Genomic DNA, 14,407 nt, shown 5'->3' with positions numbered 1-14,407 from the left:
GGAGGGGCTCCACAGGGGAAGGCGGAGGTCTGAAATTTCCAGACCGCTTGCGCCGAAAAACCACCGTCTGTCTAGCGTAAATAGTTAAAAATCTCTACGGTGTATGACTCTGAATGTAGATGTGTCTCATAGCTAGAGATGGTTGTTAAAATTATCGGCGTTTCGTGTTGTGTACCCCACAGTTGTTAAAAACTGAACACTAATATGGGGTGTATGGCAGAACACAATCGCCCCGAACCATCAGTAGCAAGCTTCCGCTCCTCGCTCTTGCAGCACCTACGGTTTACCGCTGGTAAGGACCCGAAGCATGCCACCGCCTACGACTGGCGGATTGCCCTTTCGCATACCCTGCGAGATCTTGCCGTTGAACCCTGGTTCAACTCCACACGCCGCACGTGGGAAGAAGATCGCAAGCGCGTTTATTACCTTTCCATGGAGTTCCTCATTGGCAGGCTCATGGAGGATTTGGCTATCAACCTCGGCGTGCGCGACATTGCCGTTGAGGCTCTGGCTGAATTCGATATCGACTTCAACGCGGTTGCTGATGAAGAGCCGGACGCCGCGCTCGGCAACGGCGGCTTGGGCCGCCTTGCTGCCTGCTACCTTGAGTCCATGGCTACGGTGGGTTGCCCCGCCTACGGCTACGGCCTGCGGTATGAGCACGGCCTCTTTGAGCAGTCATTTGAGAATGGCCGTCAGCAGGAAAACCCCGAGAACTGGCTTGCCCACGGTAACCCCTGGGACTTTGACCGCCCCGAATCTGTCTACGGAGTAGGCTTTGGCGGCGAGATTTACGAAGAAAACGGTGTGCTGCGCTGGAGCCCCGGTACTCACGTACAGGCCCAGGCCTTTGACACCCCCGTGGTAGGCTACGGAGCCACCTGGGCCAACACCCTGCGTCTGTGGGCAGCAACTCCCAACGCAGATCTCTTTGACCTCGGTCGCTTCAACGCCGGTGACTTCACCGCCGCTGCTGAGCCCGAAGCTCTAGCCCGCAGTCTCAGCCGCGTGCTCTACCCCAACGACACCACCGACGGCGGTAAGCAGCTGCGCCTATCTCAGGAATACTTCCTGACTTCAGCGTCCGTTCAAGATATCGTTCGCCGCCACCTGGTGGGTCATGACTCCCTCGAGAACCTTGACCGCCACGTTGCTATCCAGATGAACGATACCCATCCGGCAATTGCTGGTCCGGAGCTCATCCGTATTCTGGTCGATGAGCACGGCTTCGACTTTGACCGTGCCGCTGACCTGGCTACCCGGGTACTCGGCTACACCAACCACACCCTGCTTCCCGAAGCGCTGGAGCGCTGGACCGTAGGGCTCATGCGCCATGTGCTGCCCCGCCACCTGCAAATTATCGAACGTCTTGACCAGAAGTTCGTGGAGCTTCAGGCAGGCTCACCCCACCCTGCCCGCCTGATTTCAGGCGACCAGGTCAATATGGGTGACCTGGCCTTTACCACCAGCCACCGCGTCAACGGCGTATCAGCCCTGCACACCGATCTGGTGCGTACCGAGCTGTTCCCCGTGCACGATGCCCTGCACCCTGATCGCATCGTCAACATCACGAACGGCATCACCCCTCGTCGCTGGCTCAAACTGGCTAACCCTGCCCTGGCACAGCTCATCACCGAGACCATCGGTGAGGGCTGGGAGACCGACCTTGAGCGCCTGAAGGAGCTGGAACCCTACGCCGATGATCCTGCCTTCCTCAAGGCCTTTGGTGAAAGCAAGAAGGCAGCCAAACAGCGCTTTGTGGACTGGATGCAGGAAGAACACGGCATTGAGCTGCCGGTGGACTCCCTTTTTGATTCGCAGGTCAAGCGCATGCACGAGTACAAGCGCCAGCTGCTGAACATCATGTGGACTATTGCCCACTACCAGCGCATCAAGCGTGACCCCAATGCCGGTTGGGTACCCCGCGTCAAAATCTTTGGTGGTAAGGCAGCTCCCAGCTACCACACCGCCAAGGACATCATTAAGCTCATCAACGATGTGGCTGAGGTCGTCAACAATGACCCTGAGACCAACCACCTGCTGCGCATCGTCTTCCCTCCCAACTACAACGTTTCGATGGCGGAGCGTCTGATTCCTGCCTCCGACCTATCGGAGCAGATTTCGACTGCAGGTATGGAGGCATCCGGTACCGGCAACATGAAGTTTGCCCTCAACGGTGCCCTCACCATCGGTACTCTCGATGGCGCGAACGTTGAGATTCGTGAGCATGTGGGCGCAGAAAACTTCTTCCTCTTTGGCCTGACCACCGAGGAAGTTGCCCAGCGTCGTGCCCAGCCCGGCCACTCACGGGCCGCTATCGAAGTGAGCCAGGCTCTGCGCGACATCCTGCAGGCGGTAGCTGAGGGTACCTTTAGCCCCGATGAGCCCTACCGTTTCGGCCATATCGTCGACAACATGTGGAACGGCGACTGGTTCCTGGTTGCCTCTGACTTTGACGACTATGACCGTGCCCAGCAGGAGGTCGAAGAAGCCTACCGAGACACCGAACGCTGGCAGCGCATGGCAGTTCTGAACATCGCCCGTATGGGTTACTTCAGCTCTGACCGTTCAGTGCGTGAATACATGACCGAAGTGTGGGGCATCGACTCAGCCCTGTAGCTGACACCCGATCTTCACTGGAGGCAAGAGAATCGTATGAGTATCACAGAAACAGAAGCCCGCACACTAGCTGCGGGGAAGCACCGGGATCCTTTTCGGGCTCTTGGCCCCAGTGAAGATGGAAGCCTGGTAGTCGCCCTCGTCCCCGGTGCCCAGCGTATCTGGGCTGTCAACGACACCGATCAGCGCGAGTTGCTTCGTGTCGTTGACGACCTACCGGTTTTCGAGGGGGAGTCTGTTCCCTACTACCGGCTGCGTATCGAGTGGCCCAGCGGCCAGCAGATCGAGTGGGAAGACCCCTACCGTTTCGGCCCCGTCCTGGGCGATATGGACGAGTACCTGCTGGCTGAAGGCCGCCACGAGCAGCTGTGGCGCGCCTTAGGAGCCCACCTGATGGAGCACGAGAAGGTCCCCGGTGTGCACTTTGCGGTCTGGGCACCGAACGCCTTCCGGGTATCGGTGGTAGGTTCTTTCAATGACTGGAACGGCACCGCCCACCCCATGCGGTCCCGCGGCTCAACGGGCATCTGGGAAATTTTTATCCCCGGGCTTGAGGAAGGAACAGTCTACAAGTACGAGATCGTCGATGCGAATGGCACCGTCCTTCCCCTCAAAGCTGACCCCGTAGGGTTCGGGGCCGAGCTTCCGCCCGCTACGGCGTCGGTTGTGCGCGATATCGACGCGCACACCTGGCAGGACGCTCAGTGGTTGGCTACCCGGGAGCAGGCCGGTGCGTCGGACGCCCCCGTGAGCGTTTACGAGGTTCACCTCGGCTCCTGGCGGGCTGAGGGCTGGAGTGAGCTCATCGACTATGTTGATGATCTAGGGTTTACCCACATTGAGGTTCTGCCGATTACCGAGCACCCCTTCGACGGGTCCTGGGGCTACCAGCCTGTGGGGATGTACGCCCCCACGGTGCGGTACGGCCTGCCCCGCGATTTCCAATCCTTTGTGGACGCCGCCCACCAGCGCGGCATCGGCGTCATCGCCGACTGGGTTCCCGGGCATTTCCCGGCGGACGCCCACGGCCTGGCTCGATTCGACGGTACCGCCCTGTACGAACACCAGAACCCTCAAGAGGGGTACCACCCCGACTGGAACACCCTGATTTATAACTACGGCCGACCGGAAGTGGCTGGCCATCTGCGGTCTAATGCCCTGTACTGGCTGCAGGAATATCACCTCGACGGGCTGCGCGTGGACGCCGTAGCATCGATGATTCACCGCAACTACTCCCGTAAGGACGGCGAGTGGGTACCGAATAAGGACGGCGGCGTAGAGAACTACGAGGCCATCGACTTCCTGAAAACCACCAATGATGCCGTCAACCGTCACTGCGACGGGGCCGTCATGATCGCTGAAGAATCAACGACCTTCCCCGGGGTTACCCGCAGTACCGAACACAACGGGCTGGGCTTTGACTACAAGTGGAGCCTGGGCTGGATGAACGACTCACTCAAATATTTCGGTCTAGACCCGGTCTACCGTAAGTATCACTCCGACCTGCTGACCTTCGGGCTCACCTATATCTTCAGCGAACGTTTCATGCTGCCCATTAGCCACGATGAGGTCGTTCACGGTAAAGGTTCCCTCTACGGGCGTATGCCCGGTAGCCACGCTGAAAAACTGGGTAATCTCAAAGCCTTCTTGGCCTACATGTGGGCCTACCCCGGTAAAAAGCTCCTCTTCATGGGCCAAGAATTTGGCCAGCCCTCCGAATGGGCCTACCAGGGGGAGCTGGACTGGGGCGTGCTCGATGACCCCGGGCACGCGGGCGTCCTGAACCTGGTTCGAGATCTCAACTCCCTCTACCGCTCCCAGCCCGCCCTGCACCGGCGGGACTGCGACGGGCGTGGCTTCCAGTGGCTGCTCGTCGACGCAGTTGACGAGCAGGTCTACGCATGGCTTCGCAGGGGAGAGGACGGCGACCCCCACGTAGTGGTAGTCCTGAACCTAACCCCGGTAGAACGCGACGGCTACCGAGTTCCCTTCCCCCTGCCAGGGCGCTGGCTTGAAGCGCTCAACACAGACTCCGCTCATTACCACGGCGGCGACCGCGGGCACGCAGGTGCTATCGAAACAGAACCCGTCCCCATGGGTACCGAAGCACAATCTGCGCTCCTGAAACTTCCTCCCCTTTCAGTTATCTATTTTGTAGAGGACACCACCCATGAGTCAGCCTGATACCGCACAGGGCACGGCACTACCCCCGCACCGCCTAGCCAGCCAGGCTATGGCCTTCGTTCTAGCCGGTGGCAGAGGCTCCCGACTAGAGGAACTCACCGACCGCCGGTCTAAACCCGCAGTTCACTTCGGCGGTAAAGCCCGTATCATCGACTTCCCGCTCTCGAACGCCTACAACTCGGGCATCCGCAAAATGGCGGTTGCAACCCAGTACAAGGCACACTCGCTGATCCGCCATATGCAGCGTGGCTGGAGCTTCTTTAGAGCAGAGCGCAACGAATATCTCGATATTCTGCCTGCTAGCCAGCGAGTCTCAGAGAGCCAGTGGTACCTGGGTACCGCTGACGCTATCTACCAGAACATCGACATCGTTGATGACTACGATGTGGAATACATCGTGGTGCTGGCCGGTGACCATATCTACAAGATGGACTACTCGATCATGCTTGAGCAGCACGTTCGAACCAATGCTGATGTCACCATCGCCTGCCTGACCGTGCCCCGTGAAGAAGCCAGTGCTTTTGGCGTTATGGCGGTTGATGAAAACAGCCAGATCGTTGACTTCCTTGAGAAACCTGCCGACCCTCCCTCAACTCCCGAGAATCCCGATGAGTCGCTGGTTTCAATGGGCATCTACATCTTTGACTGGGCTTTCTTGCGTGAGAAGCTGATTGAGGACGCCGCTAGCGAAACCTCATCCCACGACTTTGGGCACGATATCATCCCCCAGATTGTCGAGAACGGTAAGGCCTTTGCCCACCGCTTCTGCGATTCCTGCATCACCAGCGGCCTAGAAAAGCGCGCCTACTGGCGAGACGTGGGCACCATCGACTCTTTCTGGCAGGCAAATATCGACCTTACTGACTTTGAGCCGCCGCTTGACTTCTACGACCGAAACTGGCCGATTTGGACCTACGCTGAAATTACCCCTCCCGCCAAGTTCATTCACAATGAGAGAGGCAGACGCGGTACCGCGGTGCAATCACTCATCTCGGGTGACTGCGTGATTTCGGGAGCAAGCGTGGAGAAGTCCCTGGTCTTTACCGGCGCCCGTATTCACTCTTTTGCTTCTGTCACTGAATCTGTAATTCTGCCCCACGTCGATATCGGCCGTAACGCTCATCTGACCAAGTGCGTGGTTGATAGTGATGTTACGATTCCTGAGGACCTGGTTGTGGGCGAGAACCCCGAAGAAGATGCGAAGTGGTTTACCGTTTCACCGGGCGGGGTAACTCTGATTACCCAAAAAATGCTGAACCAGCGTGAAGAAGCTCTAAGAAAGTAGAAGAGACATGGCACGACGTGTTAAACGTGTTCTTTCGGTTGCCTCGGAATGTGCCCCACTGATTAAAACGGGGGGTCTTGCGGATGTGGTGGGCGCTCTGCCTGCTGCCCTGGAGCCCTTTGGGTGGAAGAGTAAGGTGCTGCTTCCTGCCTACCCCGGTCTCTTAGAGAGGCTAGGACGCGGCACCCGAGTTTGGCGCGACGAGGATCTTTTCGGCGGGCCGGCTGCCGTTATTCGTGGGACTATTGACGGTCTCAACGTGCTTCTGCTCGATGCGCCCCACCTCTTTAACAGGGACGGGGGCCCGTACTCTGCCGACGGAAGAGATTACCCGGATAACCACGTCCGCTTCGCTGCTCTTTCGTGGGTTGCCTCTCAGATTGCCCAGTACGGTACTAGCGACCGTTGGAAGCCCGATCTGGTGCATGCCCACGACTGGCAGGCAGGGCTAACCCCCTCGTATCTCAAGTATGCCGGTGCGCAGGTGCCCACCGTGATGACCGTGCATAACATTGCCTTCCAGGGGGTTGTAGGGGCTGATCAGCTGGATTATCTGCGCCTTCCCACCTGGGATTTCACCCCGGATTCCCTGGAGTACCACGGCCTGCTCTCAACCCTGAAGGCGGGCATGGTGCACGCGTCGCGCCTGACGACGGTGAGCCCCAGCTACGCGCAGGAGCTCACATCACCCGACTTCGGATTTGGCCTTGAGGGAGTTGTGGCAGCACGTCGCGATCGAGGTGAGCTAGAGGGAATTATCAACGGGGTAGATACCGAGGTGTGGGACCCCGCAACCGACCCGGCTATCGTACCCTACACGGCGGCAAACCCTGCTGATAAGGACGTTAACCGTCAACGTCTCCTCGATGAATTCGATCTTGACGCTCCGTCGGGGCCTCTGGCGGTAGTAGTAACCCGCTTGACCCACCAGAAGGGAATAGACCTGCTGGTTGATGCTCTGCCTGGCTTCCTCGATCGGGGAGGAGCAGTAGCTATTCTCGGGTCCGGCGATGCTCATTACGAGTACGAGCTCACCCAGCTTGCTGCCCGATACCCGGGAGCCGTTGGGCTGCGTCTAGGGTACGACGAGGGGCTGAGCCACCGTATGTACGCCGGCGGCGATGTGGTGCTGGTGCCCTCCCGCTTTGAGCCTAGCGGTCTCACCCAGATGTACGGTATGCGCTACGGCGCAGTTCCGCTGGTGGCCGCTACGGGTGGCTTGCGGGACACCGTCACCGACGCAACCCCCGAGAACCTAGAAAACGGCACCGCCACCGGTTTTACCTTCGGTGATGCCCGTCTGGGAGGGGTCATCGATGTAGGTGCCCTGAGCTTCGCTCTAGGCCGTGCCATCGACCTTTATGCTGATACCGAAGCCTGGCTTAAGCTACGTCATACAGCGATGAGCACCACGGTCAGCTGGGAAAAATCAGCAGCCGAGTACGCAAGGATGTTTGATACTCTCATTGAATGAGAATTGAAGTATGGGCACCCGGAGCTCACCGGGTCTGGCTCTGTCTTTTCGATAACCAGAATCACGAAACCCGCCATGAGCTCACCAGTAAAGATGGCGAATACTGGGTAGGCGATATCGCCGGTGTACACCCGGGAGACCGCTATGGTTTCCGAGCTACCGGCGATTCGCCTGCTTTTGCTGAAGAAAAACTATTGATCTACCCCAGTGCCCGCCTCTTAGAGGCCCCGCTGCGCTGGGATCCCCTGATGAGTGCAGATACGCCGGGCGATAGTGCCCCGGTCGTACCTAAGGGAATCGTTCTTGACGATAACCCCCAGGGCCCGGACCCGGCGTCCAACCGACCATCCGTACCCTGGGACGAGACCGTTATCTACGAGGCCCACGTCAAGGGGCTCACTCAGCTGCACCCCGATATCGCCCCCGACCTGCGCGGCAGCTACGCTGCTCTCGCAGAGCCTGCTCTCATCCAGCACCTGCGCACACTGGGCATTACCACCCTTGAACTGCTCCCGGTGCAGGCCTTTATCGACGACCAGCACCTGGTGCAGCGAGACCTCACGAACTACTGGGGCTACCAGCCCATCGGTTTCTCAGCTCTTGAACCCCGCTACGCTTCCCACCGGGAAGAAGGGAATCTCAGCGCCGGTGAACGAGCCGATATCGAATTTCGAGAGGCAGTGCACACCCTGCACGAACACGGTATTGAGGTAATCCTCGATGTGGTCTTCAACCACAGCGGCGAAGGCGGGGACGAAGGGCCGATTCTTTCGATGAGGGGTCTCAACGACGCAGGCTATTACCTGCGCAACACCGACGGCGGCTACACCAACGACACCGGCACCGGGAACACCCTAGCCGTCCGTAACCCTCACGTCCTGCGTCTGGTGCTTGACTCCCTCCGTCATTTCGCCACCCGCTACGGTGTGGACGGGTTCCGTTTTGACCTGGCCACCACCCTGGGCAGAACCGAGACCGGCTTTAGTGCGCAGGCGGCTTTCTTCCAGGCCGTTAGCCAGGATCCCGTGCTCCGTTCTCTCAAGATGATTGCTGAGCCCTGGGATATCGGCCCCGGTGGCTACCAGCTGGGCCACTTCCCCCACCCCTGGCGGGAATGGAACGACTCCTTCCGCGATGGGGTGCGCCGGGCTTGGCGCAAAGACACCGACACGATGGGGCTGTTGGCTTCTGCCCTCTTGGGCACCGCTGGCCGGTTCGACCATAACGGCCGTCCGGCTACGGCCTCCATCAACTTCCTCACAGCTCACGACGGCTTTACCCTGCAAGACCTTGTGAGCTACGCCCATAAGCACAACGAGGCTAACGGGGAAGATAACCGGGACGGGCACAACGATAACCACAGTGACAACCTGGGCGTCGAAGGCCCTACCGATGACCCCGTTCTTCTCGGCCGCCGAGACCGCCGCGTCAGAGCTCTGCTGGCAACGCTCCTGCTTGCCCAGGGCGTGCCGATGCTACTGGCGGGCGACGAACTTGGCAACAGCCAGCTGGGTAACAACAATGCCTACTGCCAAGATAACGAGATCACCTGGTTGGACTGGCAGCAGGCAGATACTGACCTGACCGCCTACGTTGCCGCCCTGACCGAACTGCGTCGCCGCTTCGTCCAGCTCCGGCAAAACACCTTTATACACGATGACCGAGTAACCTGGTGGCATACTGACGGCAGCCCTGTCCAGGGAGCCGACTGGCACAGCGAAGGGTTCGATGGCTTCCAGATGATGCTGGGAGATGAGGACTTAGGCTACCTGCTGGTCGTTGTAAACGTAGGGGACCAGCGCGACCTTGTACTGCCTGAGCACCCTCAGGGCCTTGAGTGGGCATTTGAGCTCTCGTCAGACCCTGAGATTGAGCACCCCCTGGGCGCTCAGACGGTCAAGGTGTTTTCAGCACAGGTATAGCGGATATGCGAGGACGCCGCCCACCCACCTTCTGCCTTACGGCACGAAAGGTGCGCGGGCGGCGTCCTTATCATGGGGAGCTAGTAGGGCCTAGCCCTGGGCGGCGGCGCGGCGCTCGTGTTCGCTGGGATGGCCAGCAGCCCACAGGGCAGCACCCACAATGCCAGCGTTGTTCCGCAGCTGGGCCATGACCATGGGGGTGCGGATCTCATCCTCAAAATAGGGCATAAACTTCTCGGGGTTCTTCGAGATGCCACCACCGATGATGAACAGGTCGGGGGAGAAGAGGAACTCCACGTGGGAGAAGTAGCGCTGCAGACGCTTACCGTACTTCTTCCAGGACAGCTCGTGAATTTCACGGGCACGGGCTGATGCACGAGATTCGGCGTTGTGGCCGTCAATCTCAAGGTGACCCAGCTCGGTGTTCGGAATCAGCTGGCCGTTGATAATGAGGGCTGAACCGATACCGGTGCCCAGGGTAATCACGGCAATCAGGCCGTCCTTGTCCTTACCCTGGCCGTAGGTAGCCTCAGCCAGGCCGGCAGCGTCCGCGTCGTTCAGGGCGTAGACGGTACGTCCGCCCAGGGCCTCGCTCATGATGCCCTCAAGGTCAGCACCAATCCAGGACTCGTGCACATTCGCAGCAGATAGAGTAACACCGTTCTTCACGATAGCGGGGAAGTCGATACCGATAGCCGCATCGGGCAGGGGAGCAAGCTCACGGCCCTGCAGCTCATCAACGATTTCACGAACCACAGATGCGCAGGCCTCGGGGGTGGCAGGCTGTGGGGTGGGGATGCGGAAGCGCTCGCCCACCAGCTGGCCGGTGCGGATATCAACGATACCGCCCTTCATGCCGGTGCCTCCGATATCGATACCGATAACCAGGTCAGCTGCGGTAGGTGCCGGGACCTCGGGGGTGACTGCGTCAGTCATGAGCGCTCCTTTGAGAGTGATGGTGTTTAGGGCAGGGTAAGGATGTCCACGCCGTCGGCGGTGACAACCATGGTGTGTTCAAACTGGGCGGTACGCTTGCGATCGCGGGTGACGACGGTCCAGTCGTCCTCCCACATATCCCATTCGATGGTGCCCAGGGTGAGCATGGGTTCAATGGTGAAAATCATGCCGTCTTCGATGACGGTGTTGTAGGCAGGGGCCGCATCGTAGTGGGGGATAATCAGGCCGGAGTGGAATTCACGGCCCACACCGTGACCGGTAAAGTCACGCACCACGCCGTAACCAAAGCGGGCGGCGTACTTTTCGATGACGCGCCCGATGACGTTGATTTCACGGCCGGGGCGTACCGCCTTCATGGCGCGGTTCAGGGCCTCTTCGGTGCGCTCAACCAGCAGACGGGACTCTTCGTCCACATCCCCAACGAGCAGGGTGCGGTTGGTGTCACCGTGCATATCGTGCAGGTAGGCGGTCACGTCGAGGTTGAGAATATCGCCGTCTTCAAGCACAGTGGAGTCGGGGATACCGTGGCAGATGACCTCATTCAGCGAGGTGCACACGCTCTTGGTGAAGCCGCGGTAGTCAACGGTTGAGGGGTAGGCCCCGTGGTCGCAGATGTATTCGTGCACCAAGACGTCGATGTCGTTGGTGGTGGTGCCGGGAACAGCAATCTTTTCAGCTTCAACGATGGCACCAGCGGCAATTTTGCCGGCCGCCCGCACCTTTTCTACTTCTTCGGGGGTGTAGAAGTTTGAACCCTGACCCTCGTTGGCTTCGGGCTTGCCCACGTATTCGGGGCGGACGATGTGCGCTGGTACCGGGCGCATGGGGGCTACGACGCCGGGCGTTAGGTTGCCCACGGGGGCTTTACCCGGCTCAGCGGGGAGGTTGTGGCTGTTAGATGATGTCGACATGCCTTCTAGCTTATCCGCTGCACACCGGCTGGCCCGTCTAGGAGCGTTGCCAAAAGCTGTATCTTTTGCCTAACCGGGCGTAAAGTGGTGCGTGCAACATTCTATAAGAGAGAAGGCAGCACAATGTCACTTAACGACTACACCCCCGGCCCCCACGACACCCAGTACTGGTATAACCTGAGCACTGGCCAGGTCGAAGAGGGCCAGCAGTCCAAAATCACCGAGCTCTGGGGCCCCTTCAGTACCCGCGAAGAAGCAGAGCAGGCCATGGAGAAGGCGAAGAAGCGCAACGAAGAATGGGACGAGGGCAAGGACACCTGGTAAGGAAGGAATTTTTCACTAGCGTTGAGAAAGCTGACCCGGGCTCGCAGCGAAGCTGCTGGCTCGATGGAGTGAGCGGGTGCGTCAGCACATACGAGCGAACGGAATCCGCCGTAAGGCGGGGCGTGAATCGTCGGTGATGAGCACCGAGATTCCGAGCGCGCGAGGAAAATAAATCTCGGTGCGAATCTGGCGAGCTTGCGAGCCAGCTTGCGAACCCGTGAGAGGGTCGGTAGCGAGCGCGAGCCCCGGGTTAGCTACCTCCCTAACTTTTGGCAACGCAGAATTTTTAACTGTCGAATCGGTGCTCTTCTGCCGGGTAGGCGCCTGAGCGCACGTCTGCCCGGTAGGCAGCTGCTCCTTCGAGCAGAGCGTCGTAGAGGTTGGCGTACTGCTTGACGAAGCGAGCCATCTTGCCCTGCCGCAGGCCGAAGGCGTCCTGCCAGACGAGCACCTGCCCACTGACGTCCGCGCCAGCCCCGATACCGATGATGGGGATGCGCACTGAGGCGTCGATGTCGGCGGCAACATCGGAGCGGGTCATTTCCATGAGCAGGCAGAAGGTGCCGGCTTCTTCGAGGGCCAGGGCTGTGTCTTTGAGTGCCTGACCGCCGTCGCGGCCCTGCACCCGGTAGCCGCCGAGGGCGTGTTCAGACTGGGGTGTGAAGCCGATGTGAGCCATCACGGGTATGCCCGCTGCAACCATGGCGCGCACGTGGTCTACGTGGTGGGCGGTGGCTTCCATCTTGACCGCGTGCGCTCCGCCTTCCTTCATGAAGCGCACGGCGGTTGCTACGGCCTGGGCGGGGGACTGCTCGTAGGAGCCAAAGGGCAGGTCAGCGACGACCATAGCTCGCTTGGCTGCGGTAGAAACAGCTTTGACCAGGGGAATCATCTCGTCAACGGTAATGGTGAGGGTTGATTCGTGCCCCAGCACATTGTTGCCTGCAGAGTCGCCAATGAGTAGCAGTTCGATACCGGCCCGGTCGAAGATGGTGGCGGTCAGGGCGTCGTAGCTGGTGAGCATGGCGAACTTTTCACCGGCGTCCTTGGCCTGTTGCAGGTGCACGGTGCGCACCTTTTTGACGGCGAGGACGCTTGCCTCACCTTCCTGAGGGGGGTTGACGGGGGTGGGGGTTGAGGACCCGTAGGGTGCTGTTTCTTCGTTGAGCATGCTTTAACTCTAGTAGCCTGCAGGCGCACCGCAACCGGAGCGGGCCCGCTTTATCTCAGTCGGTGAAAGAAATGTTTAAAACACGTTACTGTTACCGGGGGCAGAGCGTGCCAGGTGGGCACGCAAGGCGGTTACGTTCTAGAGTTGATGCTAAGGATTCGTTTGCCCGCCCACCGGGGTGCGGGCGCCACCTTTAGACATGAACGGATAGGTTACATGGATCGTCAGCAAGAATTCGTTTTGCGCACCATCGAAGAGCGCAACGTGCGTTTCGTCCGCCTCTGGTTTACCGATGTGGTGGGCCAGCTTAAGTCTGTTGCTATTGCACCGGCGGAGGTTGAGAGCGCCTTTGACGAGGGTATCGGTTTTGACGGTTCATCGATTGAGGGCCTGTCTCGCGTGTACGAGTCAGATATGCTGCTGCAGCCTGATCCCTCTACCTTCCAGGTGCTGCCCTGGCGAGGGGATGAAGAGCCGACCTCCCGTATGTTCTGCGATATTCTCACCCCCGACGGGGAGCCTAGTGCCTCAGATACCCGTGGTGTGCTCAAGAACGTGCTGTCTAAGGCAGCGGGTATGGGCTTTACCTGCTACACCTCACCCGAGATTGAGTTTTACCTGCTCAAGTCAAAGGAACTGGGCCCCAGCGGCTTCCCCGAACCGGTTGACTCCGAAAGCTACTTCGACCATACTCCCGGCGGCGTGGTGCAGGACTTCCGCCGTAAGGCAGTGACCACCCTGGAAGAAATCGGCATCTCGGTGGAGTTCTCCCACCACGAGACCGGCCCCGGTCAGAACGAAATCGACCTGCGCCACGCCGATGCCCTGCAGACCGCCGATAACATCATGAGTTTCCGCACCGTGATCAAAGAAGTTGCCCTCTCCCAGGGTATCTACGCCACCTTCATGCCCAAGCCCTTCACCGAGCACGCAGGCTCCGGCATGCACACTCACTTCTCCCTCTTCGAGGGCGACACCAACGCTTTCTTTGAGGCAGGGGCTGAGTACCAGCTCTCTCGCACCGCCAAGCACTTTATCGCCGGCGTCCTGCGCCACGCTCCCGAGTTCACCTCGGTCACCAACCAGTTCGTCAACTCCTACAAGCGCCTGTGGGGCGGCGGCGAGGCCCCCTCCTACGTCTCCTGGGGGCACAACAACCGCTCCGCCCTGGTGCGGGTTCCCCTTTATAAGCCCAACAAGATGCAGTCAGCCCGCATGGAGTACCGCGGTATCGACTCAGCTACCAACCCCTACCTGGCCTACGCCGTCATCCTGGCAGCCGGTCTGAAGGGCATCGAAAACGAGTACGAGCTGCCCAGCGCCGCCGTCACCGAAGACATCTCGGCAATGACCAGCGCAGAACGCCGCGCCATGGGCTACCACGCCCTGCCGTCCTCTCTCCACGACGCTATCCACCGCACCGAAGAATCAGAGTTCATGGCCGAAACCCTCGGCGAGCAGGTCTTTGACCAGTTCCTGCGCAACAAGCGCCGCGACTGGAACGCCTTCCGCGCCGAAGTAACCCCCTACGAACTCAAGAACAATCTCGGTATCCTCTAG

At 59.6% G+C, this 14,407-nt stretch carries 10 protein-coding genes; 7 read left to right on the top strand and 3 right to left on the bottom strand.

Annotated features, from left to right (window positions below; translation table 11 throughout):
- Window positions 1–213: 213 nt before the first annotated feature.
- Genes HWU94_RS07325 through glgX form a run of 5 tightly spaced genes read left to right on the top strand, consistent with a single transcriptional unit; the run spans window position 214 to window position 9,484 of the window.
- Window positions 214–2,619 (top strand): glycogen/starch/alpha-glucan phosphorylase, encoded by a 2,406-nt coding sequence (locus HWU94_RS07325; RefSeq protein ID WP_185173141.1) that lies wholly within the window; start codon window positions 214–216, stop codon window positions 2,617–2,619.
- A gap of 36 nt (window positions 2,620–2,655) precedes the next feature.
- Window positions 2,656–4,803, top strand: coding sequence for a 1,4-alpha-glucan branching protein GlgB (glgB, locus tag HWU94_RS07320; RefSeq protein WP_185173140.1), 2,148 nt, complete (start codon window positions 2,656–2,658; stop codon window positions 4,801–4,803).
- Window positions 4,790–6,088 (top strand): glucose-1-phosphate adenylyltransferase, encoded by a 1,299-nt coding sequence (gene glgC, locus HWU94_RS07315; protein WP_185173139.1) that lies wholly within the window; start codon window positions 4,790–4,792, stop codon window positions 6,086–6,088. The genes glgB and glgC overlap by 14 nt, the downstream gene beginning before the upstream one ends.
- A gap of 7 nt (window positions 6,089–6,095) precedes the next feature.
- Window positions 6,096–7,562 carry a glycogen synthase GlgA gene (glgA, locus tag HWU94_RS07310; RefSeq protein WP_185173138.1) on the top strand — a complete coding sequence of 489 codons (1,467 nt, stop codon included), beginning with the start codon at window positions 6,096–6,098 and terminating at the stop codon, window positions 7,560–7,562.
- Complete coding sequence (glgX, locus tag HWU94_RS07305; protein ID WP_185173137.1) at window positions 7,559–9,484, top strand: glycogen debranching protein GlgX; 1,926 nt, start codon at window positions 7,559–7,561, stop codon at window positions 9,482–9,484. Before glgA ends, glgX begins: the two co-directional genes overlap by 4 nt.
- A 90-nt stretch (window positions 9,485–9,574) precedes the next feature.
- Here glgX and ppgK read toward each other — a convergent pair whose 3' ends face one another.
- Complete coding sequence (gene ppgK, locus HWU94_RS07300; RefSeq protein WP_185173136.1) at window positions 9,575–10,420, bottom strand: polyphosphate--glucose phosphotransferase; 846 nt, start codon at window positions 10,418–10,420, stop codon at window positions 9,575–9,577.
- Between the two features lie 26 nt (window positions 10,421–10,446).
- Entirely contained in the window at window positions 10,447–11,352 is a 906-nt protein-coding gene (gene map / locus HWU94_RS07295; RefSeq protein ID WP_185173135.1) for a type I methionyl aminopeptidase, read from the bottom strand.
- A gap of 123 nt (window positions 11,353–11,475) precedes the next feature.
- Here map and HWU94_RS07290 point away from each other — a divergent pair, with 123 nt between their 5' ends.
- Window positions 11,476–11,676, top strand: coding sequence for an SPOR domain-containing protein (locus tag HWU94_RS07290; protein WP_185173134.1), 201 nt, complete (start codon window positions 11,476–11,478; stop codon window positions 11,674–11,676).
- Window positions 11,677–11,962: 286 nt separating this feature from the next.
- Here the strand turns inward: HWU94_RS07290 and panB are convergent, their stop codons facing one another.
- Window positions 11,963–12,847 carry a 3-methyl-2-oxobutanoate hydroxymethyltransferase gene (gene panB / locus HWU94_RS07285; RefSeq protein WP_185173133.1) on the bottom strand — a complete coding sequence of 295 codons (885 nt, stop codon included), beginning with the start codon at window positions 12,845–12,847 and terminating at the stop codon, window positions 11,963–11,965.
- Window positions 12,848–13,063: 216 nt separating this feature from the next.
- On the opposite strand from panB, the gene glnA reads away from it, so the two are divergent.
- Window positions 13,064–14,407, top strand: coding sequence for a type I glutamate--ammonia ligase (gene glnA, locus HWU94_RS07280; RefSeq protein WP_185173132.1), 1,344 nt, complete (start codon window positions 13,064–13,066; stop codon window positions 14,405–14,407).

The organism is Rothia nasimurium, assembly GCF_014217215.1.
In the GTDB taxonomy this organism is placed as follows: Bacteria; Actinomycetota; Actinomycetes; order Actinomycetales; family Micrococcaceae; genus Rothia; species Rothia avistercoris.
Note: the sequence above shows the minus strand (reverse complement) of the source record. Positions and strands in the feature narration are given on the sequence as shown.